General features: G+C 62.7%; 12 protein-coding genes and 1 pseudogene. 5 read left to right on the top strand and 8 right to left on the bottom strand.

The genetic code is table 11. The annotated features are described in order from the left end of the window. Positions 1–8: 8 nt before the first annotated feature. From ACPFMJ_RS05625 to cobS, 4 genes and pseudogenes are all read left to right on the top strand, one after another. Positions 9–1447, top strand: a pseudogene (locus ACPFMJ_RS05625) (CpaF family protein). A 24-nt stretch (positions 1448–1471) separates the two neighbouring features. Continuing rightward, positions 1472–2446, top strand: a complete 975-nt coding sequence (locus ACPFMJ_RS05620; protein ID WP_424362860.1) for a type II secretion system F family protein — start codon at positions 1472–1474, stop codon at positions 2444–2446. 46 nt (positions 2447–2492) lie between these two features. After that, positions 2493–3470, top strand: a complete 978-nt coding sequence (locus ACPFMJ_RS05615; RefSeq protein ID WP_424362859.1) for a type II secretion system F family protein — start codon at positions 2493–2495, stop codon at positions 3468–3470. 54 nt (positions 3471–3524) lie between these two features. Then, complete coding sequence (cobS, locus tag ACPFMJ_RS05610; protein ID WP_424362858.1) at positions 3525–4298, top strand: adenosylcobinamide-GDP ribazoletransferase; 774 nt, start codon at positions 3525–3527, stop codon at positions 4296–4298. A gap of 4 nt (positions 4299–4302) precedes the next feature. Here the strand turns inward: cobS and dusA are convergent, their stop codons facing one another. From dusA to ACPFMJ_RS05595, 3 genes are read right to left on the bottom strand one after another with little or no spacing between them, the layout of a single operon-like run. Further along, on the bottom strand, positions 4303–5319 hold the full coding sequence (gene dusA / locus ACPFMJ_RS05605) for a tRNA dihydrouridine(20/20a) synthase DusA (RefSeq protein ID WP_424362857.1): 1017 nt from the start codon (positions 5317–5319) through the stop codon (positions 4303–4305). Next, a complete protein-coding gene (locus ACPFMJ_RS05600; protein WP_424362856.1) occupies positions 5312–6511 on the bottom strand; it encodes a glycosyltransferase in 1200 nt (399 codons plus the stop codon). Before ACPFMJ_RS05600 ends, dusA begins: the two co-directional genes overlap by 8 nt. 37 nt (positions 6512–6548) lie before the next feature. Continuing rightward, positions 6549–7364, bottom strand: a complete 816-nt coding sequence (locus ACPFMJ_RS05595) for a methyltransferase domain-containing protein (protein WP_424362855.1) — start codon at positions 7362–7364, stop codon at positions 6549–6551. 238 nt (positions 7365–7602) lie between these two features. Here ACPFMJ_RS05595 and ACPFMJ_RS05590 point away from each other — a divergent pair, with 238 nt between their 5' ends. Continuing rightward, positions 7603–8979, top strand: a complete 1377-nt coding sequence (locus ACPFMJ_RS05590) for a glycosyltransferase family 4 protein (RefSeq protein WP_424362854.1) — start codon at positions 7603–7605, stop codon at positions 8977–8979. Between the two features lie 16 nt (positions 8980–8995). Here the strand turns inward: ACPFMJ_RS05590 and ACPFMJ_RS05585 are convergent, their stop codons facing one another. From ACPFMJ_RS05585 to ACPFMJ_RS05565, 5 genes are all read right to left on the bottom strand, one after another. Then, a complete protein-coding gene (locus tag ACPFMJ_RS05585; protein WP_424362853.1) occupies positions 8996–10576 on the bottom strand; it encodes a glucan biosynthesis protein in 1581 nt (526 codons plus the stop codon). An 89-nt stretch (positions 10577–10665) separates the two neighbouring features. Beyond that, the gene (locus ACPFMJ_RS05580) at positions 10666–10899 is read right to left on the bottom strand and encodes a hypothetical protein (protein WP_424362852.1); all 234 of its coding nucleotides are present in this window, start codon (positions 10897–10899) and stop codon (positions 10666–10668) included. Between the two features lie 99 nt (positions 10900–10998). After that, the gene (locus ACPFMJ_RS05575; protein WP_424362851.1) at positions 10999–12447 is read right to left on the bottom strand and encodes a pilus assembly protein TadG-related protein; all 1449 of its coding nucleotides are present in this window, start codon (positions 12445–12447) and stop codon (positions 10999–11001) included. Between the two features lie 11 nt (positions 12448–12458). After that, positions 12459–13097 (bottom strand): TadE/TadG family type IV pilus assembly protein, encoded by a 639-nt coding sequence (locus ACPFMJ_RS05570; RefSeq protein ID WP_424362850.1) that lies wholly within the window; start codon positions 13095–13097, stop codon positions 12459–12461. A gap of 13 nt (positions 13098–13110) precedes the next feature. Continuing rightward, positions 13111–13752, bottom strand: a complete 642-nt coding sequence (locus tag ACPFMJ_RS05565) for a TadE/TadG family type IV pilus assembly protein (protein WP_424362849.1) — start codon at positions 13750–13752, stop codon at positions 13111–13113. Positions 13753–14118: the final 366 nt, after the last annotated feature.

Raw genomic sequence — 14118 nt, 5'->3', positions numbered from 1 at the left:
AATCGGCAATGTTCGGAAAGCGTACGAATGTCGGCGATACGGCGGCCCGTCCGCGCGGCCCCGCTGCTCCAGCAGCGGTGACGAAGCCGCAATTGCCCTTGCCGGCGGCGGCGAGCATGGAGGCTTCGGCGGCCCAGGCGCCGCCGGAGCAAAAAAAGTCTGAAGAATATTACGTCACGAAAAGCGTCATCTTCGGCGCGCTGATCGAGGCCATTGATCTCGCTCAGCTCTCCAAGCTCGATCCCGAGAACGCGCGCGAAGAGATCCGCGACATTGTCAACGAGATCATCGCGATCAAGAACGTCGTGATGTCGATCGCCGAGCAGGAAGAGCTGCTCGACGACATCTGTAACGACGTTCTCGGATATGGACCGCTCGAGCCGCTTTGCTGGCCCGCGACGACATCGCGGACATCATGGTCAACGGCGCTTTCAAGACCTATATCGAAGTCGGCGGCAAGATTCAGCTTACGAACATTCGCTTTCGAGACAATTCGCAGCTGATGAATATCTGTCAGCGCATCGTTTCGCAGGTCGGCCGCCGCGTCGACGACGCGTCTCCGATCTGCGACGCGCGTCTGCTCGACGGTTCCCGCGTCAACGTCATCGCGCCGCCGCTTGCGATCGACGGGCCCGCGCTCACCATTCGTAAGTTCAAGAAGGACAAGCTCACCCTCGACCAGCTCATGAAATTCGGCGCCATTTCGCCGGAGGGCGGCGAGGTGCTGAAGATCATTGGCCGCGTTCGTTGTAACGTGCTGATCTCGGGCGGCACGGGCTCCGGCAAGACGACGCTGCTCAACTGTATGACGAACTATATCGACGGCGACGAGCGCGTCATCACCTGCGAGGACGCCGCCGAGCTTCAATTGCAGCAGCCGCATGTCGTGCGTCTCGAAACGCGCCCGCCAAACCTCGAAGGGCAGGGCGCCGTCACGATGCGCGATCTGGTCAAGAACTGCCTTCGTATGCGTCCTGAACGCATCATCGTGGGCGAGGTTCGCGGACCGGAAGCTTTCGATCTTCTGCAAGCCATGAACACGGGCCACGACGGCTCGATGGGCACGCTCCACGCCAACTCGCCCCGCGAAGCCCTTGGCCGTCTGGAATCGATGATCACCATGGGCGGCTTCTCGCTGCCGGCGAAGACCATCCGCGACATGATCGTGTCGTCGATCGACGTCATCATTCAGGCCGCGCGTCTGCGTGACGGCTCCCGCCGCATCACGCACATCACGGAAGTGATGGGCCTCGAAGGGGACGTCGTGACCATGCAGGATCTCTTCGTCTACGAGATTCTCGGCGAGGACGCGAACGGCAAGATCATCGGCCGGCACCGCTCGACCGGCATTGGACGGCCACGGTTCTGGGAGCGCGCGCGCTACTATGGCGAAGACGAGCGGCTTGCCGCCGCGCTCGACGCTTCCGAAGTGCGCGACGAGGCATAACAAGAAACTAAAGGAGTACGATCGATGGATCGACAGCTCGTCGTCGTCTTGCTGATCGGAGTCGCAGTCGCGGGTCTGATGTACGCCTTTGTGTATCCTTACCTCTCTGGAGACATCAAGGCTCAGAAGCGCCAGAAGGCGCTGATGAGCGGCGGGTCGGATCGTAGCGGCGCCGGAAAGGGCGTCGATCCGGCCAAGCGCCGCAAGGCGATCGCGGAGAGCCTGAAGGAAGTCGAGGAGAAGAACAAGAAGAAGCGCGTCGACCTCGAGCAGCGCATCACGCAGGCCGGACTCACCTGGAGCAAGCAGGCCTTCATCATCGGGTCGCTCATCTTTGGCGTCGTATTGGGATTCTTCGTCTTCGTCGTGAATGGAGACCCCTTCGTTGCGGCTGGCGCGGTCGCGGTCGGCGTTTTCGGCCTCCCGAACTGGGTGCTGAGCTTTTTGCGCAAGCGCCGCATCCATAAATTCATCGAGGAGTTCCCCGGCGCGATCGATGTCATCATCCGCGGCGTCAAGGCGGGTCTCCCGGTGGCGGATTGTTTCCGCATGATCGCGAGCGAAGGCCAGGAGCCCGTGCGCAGCGAATTCCGGCGCATCGTCGAGTCGCAGACGATCGGTCTTTCCATCGGCGAGGCGGTGGAGCGCTTCGCTGAGCGTGTCCCGGTGCCGGAAGCGTCCTTCTTCTCGATCGTCATCAACATTCAGCAAAAGGCCGGCGGCAATCTGTCGGAAGCGCTCACGAACCTCTCGCGCGTTCTCCGCGACCGCAAGAAGATGAAGGGAAAGGTGAAGGCCATGTCGTCGGAGGCGAAATCCTCTGCCGGCATCATCGGCAGCTTGCCCTTCCTCGTCGGCGGCGCGGTCTACCTCACGACGCCCTCCTACATGATGGTGCTATTCACCACGAATATCGGGAAAATCATTATCGCCTGCGGGTTGCTTTGGATGGGTATCGGCATCTTCATCATGCGCAAAATGATCAACTTCGACATCTGACGGAAACGAAGAAGAAGACGGCGGTTGGATTGGCGAGGCTGGCGAAATGAACGAGATTATCGAGAAAGTCACAAGCACGCAGTTCGCGGTCAGTGCGCTGACGGCGATCGCAGTCATTGCGACGATCATCACGCTGGCCATGCCGTTTCTCAGCACGGACTCACTCGAGAAACGCATGAAGAGCGTCTCGAGCGAGCGCGAACGTATCCGCCAGCGCGAGCGCGCGATGGCGAAGAGCCAGCAGAACAACAAGAGCCTTCGTTACGAGCCGAAGGCGTACATGAAGAACGTCGTCGACAAGTTCTCGCTGTCCAAGTGGCTCAACACTGAAGACGCGAAGATGAAGCTTGCCTCGGCGGGCTTCCGTGGGCCGCAGGCTGAAATCGCATTTCTGTTCTTCCGCGCGGTTTCGCCGATCGTGTTTTTCTTCGCCGCTCTGTTCTACGTCTTCTTCCTTGGCGACCCCGAGATGAGCGGTCTGATGCAGACCGCCATTGTCATCGGCGCCACCTATCTTGGCATCAAGGCGCCGGAGCTCTTCATCAGCAACACGATCGCCAACCGCCAGATGTCCATGCAGCGCGCCTTCCCGGACGCGCTCGATCTGATGCTGATCTGCGTGGAATCGGGTATGTCGATCGAACACGCGTTTCGCAAGGTTGGTCAGGAGATCGGCGCGCAGTCGATTCCGCTGGCGGAAGAGTTCGCGCTCGCCACGGCCGAGCTTTCATATCTCCCGGATCGCCGGACGGCCTACACCAATCTCGCCGCGCGCACGGGTCTCGACGGCGTCAAGCAGATTTCGACGGTGCTGATTCAGGCCGAGAAATACGGCACGCCGCTCGGTCAGGCGTTGCGCATTACCGCGCAGGAAAGCCGCGACATGCGCATGATGGAAGCCGAGAAGAAGGCCGCCTCGCTTCCGCCGAAGCTTACCGTGCCGATGATCGTCTTCTTTCTGCCGGTCCTCATGGTCGTCGTGCTGTCGCCGGCCGCAATCCAGGTGATGCAGACCGCGGGATAAGTTCGCGGCGAATAGGCGCTCGACAAGTCGGGCGCCCTGGTCCAAGACATGGCCATGGCCTCGTTCATCGCAGACGACATCCGCGCTTGCCTGCGCTTCTATTCGCGACTGCCGATTCCCCCCGGGGAGGACGGCTATGTCATGCCGGATTTCGCTCGCGCGAGCTGGGCGACGCCGCTTGCGGGCGCGATCATCGGCGCCGTGGGCGCCCTCGCGCTTCTCGTTTGTTCGATCTTGCGCCTGCCGCCGCTTGTTTCCGCCACATGTGCGATCGGCGCCCTGGCGCTTGCAACGGGAGCCTTGCATGAGGACGGTTTGGCCGATGTGGCGGACGGATTCGGCGGCGGAACGACGCGCGAGCAAAAGCTCGCCATCATGCGCGACAGCCGCCTCGGCGCCTATGGCGCTCTGGCGCTCCTGCTGACGACGATTCTGCGCGTTTTCGCTCTCGGCGCCGCGATGCAGCGCAGCGTGTGGTTCGCAATGCTGGCTCTCGTCGCGGCGGCTGCATTGTCGCGGGCGGTGGGTCTGGCGCCTCTCGTGACGCTTCTGCCCGCGCGGACGGATGGAGCAGGGGCCTCGGCCCCGACGCCTTCTCCCTCGGCGCTACGCTACGCTCTGTATATCGGCGCCGCTATTGCGATTGCGCCAATCCTGGGCGGGGCCAGTTTGGCGCAGACCGTTGTTGCGCAGATGGCGGCGGCAGGCGCGGCGCTCGGCGTCTCCAAACTCGCCGAGCGGCAGATCGGCGGCTATACGGGCGACGTGCTCGGCGCGGCGCAACAGGCGGCGGAGATCGGCGTCCTCGTGGCGCTTTCGGTTTCCTGAGCTTTCAGGCGGCGTTCGCGTCGCGCATGCGCGCCATTGCGTCCGTGACTTCCTGAACGGCTCTCGTCAGCACTTCAACGCCAGCGCCCGGCCGGACAGCCTCGAGCGCAAGATGCCGCCGGAAGCTGCGCGCGCCGGGAAGACCGGAGAAGAGCCCCAGCATGTGACGTGTGATGCTCGAAAGCTTTTCGCCCTCGCCGAGCTCACGCTCGATATAGGGGAGGTAGGCCTCGACCGCCGCGAAAGCGTCGCCGAAGGGGGCAGGTTCGCCGAAAAACTCTGGATCGACCGAGAGCAGCAGACCGGGATCGTGATAGGCGGCGCGTCCGATCATTACGCCATCCATGACCGCGAGTTGCGCGCACATGTCTTCGATCGTCGCGAGGCCGCCATTGATCGCCATGGGCGTTTCGGGGAAGGCGCGTGCGAGCTTGTGGACGAGCGGATAATCGAGTGGCGGAATGTCGCGGTTTTCCTTGGGCGAGAGCCCTTTCAACCATGCCTTGCGCGCATGGACGAAGAGCGCGTCGGCGCCAGCCACAATGCATTGCTCGGCGATGTCGAAAAGCGCCTGTTCGGGTTCCTGATCGTCGACGCCGATGCGGCATTTCACTGTGACAGGAAGCGCGACCGCATCTTTCATCGCCTTCACGCAATCGGCGACGAGAGCGGGGCGCAGCATCAGACAGGCCCCGAAGGCGCCATTCTGCACACGGTCGGAGGGACAGCCAACATTGAGATTGACTTCGCAATAGCCGAAGTCTTCCACGATCTTCGCCGCCCTGGCGAGATGGTCTGGCTCCGAGCCGCCGAGCTGAAAGGCGACCGGTTGTTCGAACACGTCGAATCCCATGAGGCGCAGGCGGTCGCCGTGGATGACGGCGCCTGTCGTGAGCATCTCCGTATAGAGCCGCGCGCGCCGCGACATTGTTCGGTGGAAGGCGCGGCAATGACGATCCGTCCAGTCCATCATCGGCGCGACGGAGAAACGAATATCTTGCGGCGTGAGCAGGCTAGCCATCGCGTGGTCCCGTGGCGAGCGTCAGCGACTCGTCCTGCAAAGTGAGTTCTGGCGGATAATAGGGGTCGTCCACCAGGGCTTGCCCCCAACGCGTCATGAAAAAAGTGCGGTCGAGCACCTCCTGCGTTCGTAGCGGGCGCGCCTGTCGCGTAGAGCCTTCCTTATGCATGAGGGCGGGCGCGGCTGCGTAAACGACGGCGTAGCCCGCGGCGCCGGCGCGCAAGCAATAATCGACGTCGTTAAATTCCACGACGAATCGCTCGTCGAAGCCGCTGAGCTTGTCGAAGACGTCGCGGCGAGTGAGCAGACAGGCGCCGGTGACGGCCGAGACAAGCCGCGTGGTCGTCAGCATGGCGTAAGGGCCGGGATCGTCGGCGGCGCGTCCGGCGCCGGCATGGGCGGTGAGGCCGCGAATGCCGAGCGCAATGCCGGCATGCTGCACGGTTCCCTCTTCATACAGCAGTTTCACGCCGACGACGCCGACGCGCGGATCGACGGCCATGGCGACGAGCGGCGCGAGCCAGTCGGGATCGTCCGTTTCGACGTCGTTGTTGAGAAGCGCGATGACGTCGCCATGCGAGGCGCGCACGCCCTCATTGACGAGGCGCGCAAAATTGAACGGTTCGTCGCGGCGCAGGATGACAATGTTTGCGCGCGGGCGCAGGCGTTCGAAAAGCGCAAATGTCTCCGGCTCGACAGAGCCGTTGTCGACGATGACGAGTTCGAGGGCCGGCCAGTTCGCCTTCTCGAACAGCGTCTCGACGGCGGGCGCCAGAAGGTCGGCGCGGTCGCGCGTGGGAATGACAATGCTCACAAGCGGCGTCGCCGAAGGCGCCGCGGCGCCTTGCGCGGCGAAGGGGACGATGCGCGACGGGTCGGGCGCGGGGAGGGCGGGCGGCCTTTGGCGGCGGAAATTGTTCAGGAAATAATGGAGCTTCCGGCCCCAATGATAACGGCGCCCGCAAGGCCGGACGCGCACGGAGATTTGCGCTTCCGGATCCGCGCAGTCGATTTGCGCCGTGAGCGAGGGGTCCATCATCACTTCGTTGAATTGCGTAACGCGCTTCTGCAACCGGAAAGGAAATGCCAGGACGCATTCGCCTGCTGCGTCGAGGAAACGAAAGAACGCCACCACGGGCCGCGCGGGCGCATGGCGGATCATTTCGATCTGGCAAGGTCTTTCGTTGGCCATTGAGCTCATAGCGCCTAAAAGCTGGTCAGCCTCCTTATCAGAGGCTGAGCAGCGTTTCCGCAATTCTTTGCAAGAGTGTGCGCTTGCGCGGCGGGCAGCGTCTCGCGGCGGCCTCGAAGAGGCTGAAATCCGTGGAGACCGTTTCGGAGCGGCGCGCCGTCGTCACGACCTGATAAATATCGGCGTGCGGGCTCACGGTGAGCGCGGAGCGCACGGCTTTCGGGAGCTTGTTCCAGCGCGCGTGGAATTCGGTCACTTCCGGACGGCGCAGCACGATGCGCGCGTCGGTGATGGTCAGTCCGGCGTTCTTGTGAAGCGCCTCGATGTTGGCGAGGCCGAAGAATCGAATATGCGTTTTGTCGAGAAGGCCCTCCTCGCGATATTCGAAATCGTCTTCGTAGAGCAGGCCCAATATGGCGCCGTTGCCAATATAGGGCAGGGAAACGATGATCTCGCCCGTGTCTTTCAGCGCCTTCTTCATCTCCTCGATCGCCGTCCAGGGATCGTAAAGATGTTCGAGCACGTCGGCCGCGATGATGGCGTCGAAACTGCCCTCGGCCGAGAGCGCCTGCGTCCAGCCAGGCGCGTTGAGATCCAGTGAGTAGACACGGTCGGTGTATCGCTTCAGCTTCTCGACCGAAGCGGGGTTGATCTCGGCGGCGACGACGTCGTTGCGCTTGACGAGGAACTGCGTCTGCATGCCGGCGCCGGCGCCCAGTTCCAGGATTTTCTTTCCCGATCCCGCAAGCTCGATCACATAGGCGAGCGCATTGTCGCCTTCGAGGTCGATCTGATATTCGTAATCGTGCAGGACGCCGAGATCGGGCGCCGCCGTGCTCTGCTGCTCATTCATTGCGCATTTCCGGAGGGGCTGGAACCAGAGAATAGTCCGCTGCTCGTGGTCGCGGCAAGGCGTGGCTCGGTCCGTTGATTGCGAAGGTCGATATACGCGATCCGTAATACAGTCAACCATTAGGGCGGGTTGTCGGCGCGTTGGAAAGAAAAGGCGCATTGCTATCGTGGAAGGGTGCTTGCGCCTTATTCTTGTTTTACTGAGTGGTTCGGTTCGTAAACGTGATCGTGAGATGGGTATGCTTGTCGAACAAAACGAAGCGCTCGAAATCGACGCCTATCTGGCCGATCTGACGCGTTTGGAACATGCTGAGGAGGAAGGCGCTTCTCCGCTCAGCCGGCGGATCAAGCAATTGCAGAAGCTCGCCCGTCTGCGGGCGATGGAGCTTTACTGGACGACGTCGCGCTTTCTGCGGCAATCGGAAGCGGCGCTTTTTCCGGACCATGTCGAACGACGCAACCGCGTCCCGGCCTGGAAAAAGACGGACGCGCCAACTTTGGCGCCGGAATCCCTGCCTGCGGGGCGGCCCCGTCTGCTGCTCGACATGACGAGCACGCTGCGCTCGGGCAAGAGGACGGGCATTCAGCGCGTCGTGCGCGAGATCGCCCGCAATGGCTGGCTGATGGGGGCGGGGCTGCCGGTCGCGATCCATAATGGGCAGCTCTTTACCTATTACAGCCATCCGACGCTTCCGGAGACCATCGAGATCGAGGACGACGATGTCTTTCTGATGCTCGACGCCAGCTGGAACCACACGGAGGAATATCTGCCGATCCTCGACCGGGTGAAGGCGAAAGGCGGCCGAAACATCGTCTGCCTCTACGACATTCTCCCGCTGATCTACCCGGCGGCCTTCCCGCCGGCGCTGACCCAGCGCTTCGAGGAATGGCTCTCGCGCATCGTGCTTCGGAGCGACGGCGTAATCGCGGACTCTCGGGCCGCCGCCGAGAGTCTGCGCGATTATCTCGAAGCGAACGGCCGCACAAAGCACGGCCTGCCGCTCGGCTGGTGGCGCCTCGGCGCGGATTTCTCCGGAGCGGCGACGGGTGAAGCCTCCGAGCGCGCCAAGAGCATTGCGGGCGGGAAGCCTTACTTTCTGAGCGTCGGCACGATCGAGCCGCGCAAGGGATATCCCGTCGTGCTGGACGCGCTCGACAAGCTCTGGGGCGAGGGCGCCGACCCGACCTATGTCATGGTCGGCGGCAAGGGCTGGGGCATGCGCCAATTCGAGCGGCGCGTGAAGCGCCATTCCGAATTCGGCAAGCGTCTTTTCTGGCTCGATCGCGCGGGCGACGCCGACCTTGCGCTGCTCTACCGCAACGCGCGGGCGCTCGTGCTTGCGTCCGTCGCCGAAGGCTTCGGACTGCCGATCGTCGAGGCGGCGAATTACGGCGCGCCGGTCATCGCGACGGACATCGCCGTGTTTCGCGAGGTTGCGGGCGAGAGCGCGCGCTATTTCCATCTGCTCGACAGTGAGAGCCTCGCCGAGCGCATGAGGGAAGCGCTTGCTGAAAAGCCGTCGCCGCCCAGGGTGGCGCCGACGAGCTGGCGCGAATCCGCCTCGCAGCTTCTGCATATGGCGCGCGAGAGCGGCTTTCAGACTCGGCTGGACTGATGCGCGCGGACGACGGTCAGAACGGGTGGTACTGAAAGAGCCAGGTCTCCGTGAGAACCTTCTCGCCATTCCTCAGTGAGAGCCTCATCTCGACTGGGTCGGCGCCGTCGACCGTGAGATCGAATTGCGCGCGCCAATGGCCCGGCACGCCGTCGAACACCGCTTCGGTGTAGATGTAGGAGAAGCTTCCGCGCGAGGCCCAGAGCACGGGCTCGGGCTTCACGCCGTAAGGAAGCTTCGCAAGCGGCTCGCCAAGAAACTCAACCATGAATTTTCGCACGCCCTTGGGGCGCGGCTTGCCGGGTTGGCCGCCATTGCCCAGCCGCGTGGCGACGCAGCGCGCGAGAGGCGTCGGATAGGGTTCGTCCGCGAGCCAATGCAGGCGGTACGAGAACTCGAATTCCGATCCCGGAACCGCCTTCTTCTCTGGAACCCACATGCAAACGATGTTGTCGTGAATTTCGTCGTCCGTCGGAATTTCGACGAGATGCACCGCGCCCTTGCCCCAATCGCCCTTGGGCTCGACCCACACGCTCGGACGCCGGTCGTAGAAGACATTGTCCAGATAGTGGTCGTAATTGCGGTCGCGCTGCATCAGGCCAAAGCCTTTAGGATTCACGTCGAAGAAGGCGGACGCCGTCACCCGCTCGGGATCATTGAGCGGACGCCACAGACGCTCGCCCGACCCCGTCCACATGGAGAGCCCATCCGAGTCGTGCACCTCCGGCCGCCAGTCGATCGCGGTGGGCTTTGCGGTTTCGGAAAACCAATACATCGAGGTGAGCGGCGCGACGCCGAAGCGGGTGAAGGAGCCGCGCAGATAGAGCGCGCAGTCGATGTCCATGACGACGCCCTTGCCGCGCGTCATCAGGAATTTGTATGCGCCCGTTATCGAGGGGCCTTCGAGCAGGGCGTGCAACACGACGCCGTCATTCGTCTCGGGCCCGACATAGATCTGCGTGAAGTCGGGAAACTCTTCATTGGCGCCCGCCTGCCAGGTGTCGAGGGCGACGCCACGCGCCGACATGCCGTATTGCCGTAGTTCGCCGATGGCGCGGAAATAGGAAGCCCCGAGAAAAGCGACCCAGTCATTTCGTTTCCAGTCGAGCGGGCCGTCTTTCGATTCCTGAACGCGAAAGCCGGCGAAGCCCGCGCCGGCCGGCAGCTTACGCGCAATGGAATTTTCCGGCATGTTGAAATAGCTGGTGTCGTAAAGCACCTCGCGCGCCTCGCCGCTTTCGACGGCGAATATGCGGATGGCTCTCTTGAAGAACATGCCGAGATGGAAAAACTCGATCGGAAAGCGCTCTTTCGTGTCTGCGAAGAGCGCATGATCGGTGTTGTAGGTGATGTGGCCCCACTTCTCGTAGTCGATCTGCGAGGTGATGTCGGGGGAGGGGATGTTGGGCTGGCGATAGGGCTCCTTGGCGAGCCTTTTCGCCTCCTGCTTCAGCGTCTCGAAGGAGAAAGGCCGGGCCTCGCCGAGCCGGACATTGGAGATGCGCGACGGCTGAGCCTGGAGCGGCCCTGCGACGGCGGCGCCGAGAGCGCTCGTCGCGACTTTAAGAAAGGAACGACGGTCCTGCTTCTCGATCATCCAAACACGCCCCCTAGCGAAATCCTGTCAAAAACCCGCCCGAAGGCAAGCTTGGCAGGACTCCCGGAGCGTTTTGGGACGTGCGAAGTTTAGCCGCGGATGGGCTCGTTCCGGATCGCGGTCTTCATGAAGAAATAGAGCCCGACGAGGCCGAAGAGCGCGAAGACGGCCTCGATCGCATGGCTGATCATCGGGTCGAGCTGGAAGAGGCCGCCGAGCGCCCAGCCGGCCGCCCAGGACGCGCCGACAAGCTCCGTTCCCACAAGGATCGCGACGGCGACCAGCGTGGAAAGGTGCAGGACGTTGATCGGCTTCTGGCTCATGGCGCGGTCTCGAGCTATCGCAAAGGAAATGCGGCCAGGCCGCGTTTCGCTAAGGGTTTGCTATCGCAATGGGCGCGGCAAGGCAAGGGCGGGATCCTTCTACTGGGTCAGGCGCGCCGATTGCACCGCCTGGCGGAACATGTCCTGCATCGCCGCGGCGATATCGGCCGGCCCGTCCGCCTTGTGATAGAAGCCGGGCGTGGCGCAGGCCTGCATGGCGGCGTCCAGATTCGGCACGGCGTCATTGACCTTGTAGGCCTCGGAATTCGCATAGTTGGTCGGATTCGGGAAGGCCGGGTAGGGGATCTGGAGAACCGAGACCGTCACGCCCCGGGCCTTCAACGCCGTGCATTTGGCGGGGTCCATGGCGCGGATGGAGACGGTCTGGCCGGGCGGCGTCGGATATTTGGTGACGCCCGGCCAGGCGCCGGTGGAGGTGTCATACCACTGGCTGTCCTCCATGCCGTCGGAGACGAAGAACACGAAAGGCTGCCCCTTGGTCGCGCCGGAGCCGTCGCCCACCGTTTTGATCTTTGCGCTGATCTCGTCAAAGACCTTGTGAAGATGAGAGCCGCCGGCGCCCATCGTCACCGTGTCGGCCGGGATGTTCGGATTGGCCTTGTAATAGGGATTGAGGTCGCGCGCGAAAACCTTGTCGTCGCCGCCGTCGAGCAGCTTGCCGAAATCGGTCATCTGCGTCGCGGGATTGTAATTGATCGCGGTCGCGACCGAATATTGGCCGCCCATCAGATCGTCGGTGAGATCGACGAAGGAATTGACGTGGGTGACGAAGGGATAGACCCCCATGCGGAACTGCTTGGGCAGCGTCGCCGTGTCCTGCGCGGTCTTCATGAGCTGCGCGATCGCCGCGCCGACGGCGTCGACGCGGAGCTGGATATTGTTCGTGCGCGCGTAACCGTAGCTTTTCGACCAGGGGAAGTGGCAGGCGAACATGCAGCCGTCGCCGTTGGTCTGCTTGCCGTCCGGGCTCGCTGCGGCGAGCTGGTTCTGGCCGGCGATGGTCGAGGGCAGGCCCATTGACGCGGAGACGTCCACCAGCATGTAGAAGTCCAGAAACTTCGCCATGGTGAGCTGCGCACCGGCGGCGCCATTGTAGTTCATGACCTTGATGCCGGCGATCTTGCCGAAATTGGACGGCATCGCGGCGTTGTAGGCGACCTGCGCGGTGACGTTCTGGCCGACAATGCTCACATTGAAGGTCGGCTTGCCAATGAGGTCGGAGGCGCGCTTGCCGGCTTGGGCGTAGAAGGACTTTTCCGCCTGCGCTAGCGCGTCGGAGATCGCCTGCGGCTTCGGATTGGGGTTTGTCGCGGAGAGGGTCGCGATCGTGTTCTGCGCGGTCTTGATCGCCGCAAGCGCCGAGGCGTCGGCGGAGGCGTCGAGACGCGCCTTGGCGGTCTGCAGAATGGCGTAATCCGCCGCGAGGCCCGAGGCCAGCACCAGCGGGACGATGGCGAGGCCCATCACGACGGCGACGCCGCCCTTCTCGTCTTTCGTGAACTGCGTGGTTTTCGAAAGTTGACGCATGGTGACGCTCGTTATGCGCAAGTGGTGACGAAGGAGTCGCCGCCGGCGACCGAATAAGGGAGCTTGCTCACATAGCGCGGCTGCAGATAACTTGAGCGTTTGATCGTGAGCGGGCCGAATATCTTCGAGGCGAAGAGCGGCTGGTAGGCGAAGGTGAGGTCGACGACGATGACGGGGTTCGGGCCGTAAAGGTCGGACGGCAGAGAGGTCTTGCTCGGCGTCATGCTGTCCGCGACCGGCGTCATCACGGTGTTGCAGGGACGGCGATCCGAGCCGCCGCTCCATGAGACCTTCGCCTGATAAGTGCAGGCGGAGACGCAGCCGGGAACCGTCGGCGTGAAGCCGACCGTGCTCATGCCGACCTTGACCATGCTGTCCCATTGCTGCTTCAGGCGGGAGCCGTCCTGCAGGGCGCGCGGGAACAGGACCATCACCGAGTCCTGCGCATATTTCATGTCGGCGGGTTCGACCTTCTGCGATTGCGACAGCATCTGCGCGATCGAGTTGGCAGTCACTTCGAGCTGGCGGGTCGCCCAGGCATAGCGATCGAGTTCGACGAAGCCCAGCAGCATCAGGCCGAGCACGGGAAGGGCGAGGCCGAATTCGACGGCGACGAAGCCGTTCGTGTCGCGACGGAGATTCTTTTTCATCTGCGTCTCTCCTTCAGCAGCCGGCGTAATTGACGGGGAAGGGCTCGTTCTTGAACGTCGCGGTCGAGGTGACGAGGCGCGTCTTGCGGCCCTTGTAGGTCGTGTAGTTCGGAAAGAGCGCCGCCGTCGTCAGGATCGGCGTCGGATAGACGGCGCGGATCACGACATACTTCTTGGCGCCGCCGATGCAGTAGGCGTTCTGCGTATTGTCGAGCGCGGGCGGCTTGAGGCCGCTTTTGTCGGGCTTGACGTAATTGGCGTAGGGCGTCGACGCGGGCGCTGCGCCGCCGGCGGGCGCGTCGAAATCCTGCACGTCCACATAGATGTCGTTGCAGCTCATGATGGCCGGGAGCTTCGGGCAGAGGATGTTGGCGCGGAACTGCGCGGCGCTGAGCGGCTTTCCGCCGACCTGCTGGCTCTGGACCGAGCCGGTCATGATCTCGCGGGCCGTCTGCTGGATGACGGCGTCGAGGCGCGACTGCGCGAAGTTGCCATAGCTGTATTCCAGGATGGCGACGATCAGCAGCAGGAAGGGGAGGGCGATGAGGCCGAATTCGACGGCCGCGAAGCCGCGGCGATCGTGAACGAAATCAGCGCAATTCTCCGCTTTCGCGGGGGCGCCCCGAGAAGAGGATTTGTTAACGCGTTCGGTCATTTTTCGCTCTCGCTTGATGGCCGGGATCGCGGGCGGTTGCAGCGCGTTCCCTGGAATTCCGGGCGTTTCCGGCTCTTTTCGAGCCCGCCTCTGATGCGCGAGAGTGTTAGCGTTTCCTTAACGAATCCTTGTTCCGATCTTCTAAACATTCAGACAATTGCAACTAGTTTTGAAACATCCCCTCTTAACGTTAAGTTCACCCTTAGGAGATGCGCGAATCTCGTGGGGATTTCAGGGACCTGGGTAAGGATTTTTCCCAGCGCGAAAATTCTGGGGAAAGCTTGGACGCGGGCAATCGTTTACGGCCAAAAAAGCAAAAAACGCCGGCGCTTGCACGACGGCGTTTCGCTTTGAGCGGTTGCTCGG

Origin of the sequence: Methylocystis parvus (genome assembly GCF_049675845.1) — a bacterium.
Taxonomy (GTDB): domain Bacteria; phylum Pseudomonadota; class Alphaproteobacteria; order Rhizobiales; family Beijerinckiaceae; genus Methylocystis; species Methylocystis parvus_A.
This window is presented reverse-complemented; position numbering and strand designations above follow the sequence as displayed.

Bases quoted from the DNA above. Each gene is read 5' to 3' on its own strand.
- ACPFMJ_RS05620 (WP_424362860.1), top strand. From the start codon at position 1,472: ATGGATCGACAGCTCGTCGTCGTCTTGCTGATCGGAGTCGCAGTCGCG.
- ACPFMJ_RS05615 (WP_424362859.1), top strand. From the start codon at position 2,493: ATGAACGAGATTATCGAGAAAGTCACAAGCACGCAGTTCGCGGTCAGT.
- cobS (WP_424362858.1), top strand. From the start codon at position 3,525: ATGGCCTCGTTCATCGCAGACGACATCCGCGCTTGCCTGCGCTTCTAT.
- dusA (WP_424362857.1), bottom strand. From the start codon at position 5,319: ATGGCTAGCCTGCTCACGCCGCAAGATATTCGTTTCTCCGTCGCGCCG.
- ACPFMJ_RS05600 (WP_424362856.1), bottom strand. From the start codon at position 6,511: ATGGCCAACGAAAGACCTTGCCAGATCGAAATGATCCGCCATGCGCCC.
- ACPFMJ_RS05595 (WP_424362855.1), bottom strand. From the start codon at position 7,364: ATGAATGAGCAGCAGAGCACGGCGGCGCCCGATCTCGGCGTCCTGCAC.
- ACPFMJ_RS05590 (WP_424362854.1), top strand. From the start codon at position 7,603: ATGCTTGTCGAACAAAACGAAGCGCTCGAAATCGACGCCTATCTGGCC.
- ACPFMJ_RS05585 (WP_424362853.1), bottom strand. From the start codon at position 10,576: ATGATCGAGAAGCAGGACCGTCGTTCCTTTCTTAAAGTCGCGACGAGC.
- ACPFMJ_RS05580 (WP_424362852.1), bottom strand. From the start codon at position 10,899: ATGAGCCAGAAGCCGATCAACGTCCTGCACCTTTCCACGCTGGTCGCC.
- ACPFMJ_RS05575 (WP_424362851.1), bottom strand. From the start codon at position 12,447: ATGCGTCAACTTTCGAAAACCACGCAGTTCACGAAAGACGAGAAGGGC.
- ACPFMJ_RS05570 (WP_424362850.1), bottom strand. From the start codon at position 13,097: ATGAAAAAGAATCTCCGTCGCGACACGAACGGCTTCGTCGCCGTCGAA.
- ACPFMJ_RS05565 (WP_424362849.1), bottom strand. From the start codon at position 13,752: ATGACCGAACGCGTTAACAAATCCTCTTCTCGGGGCGCCCCCGCGAAA.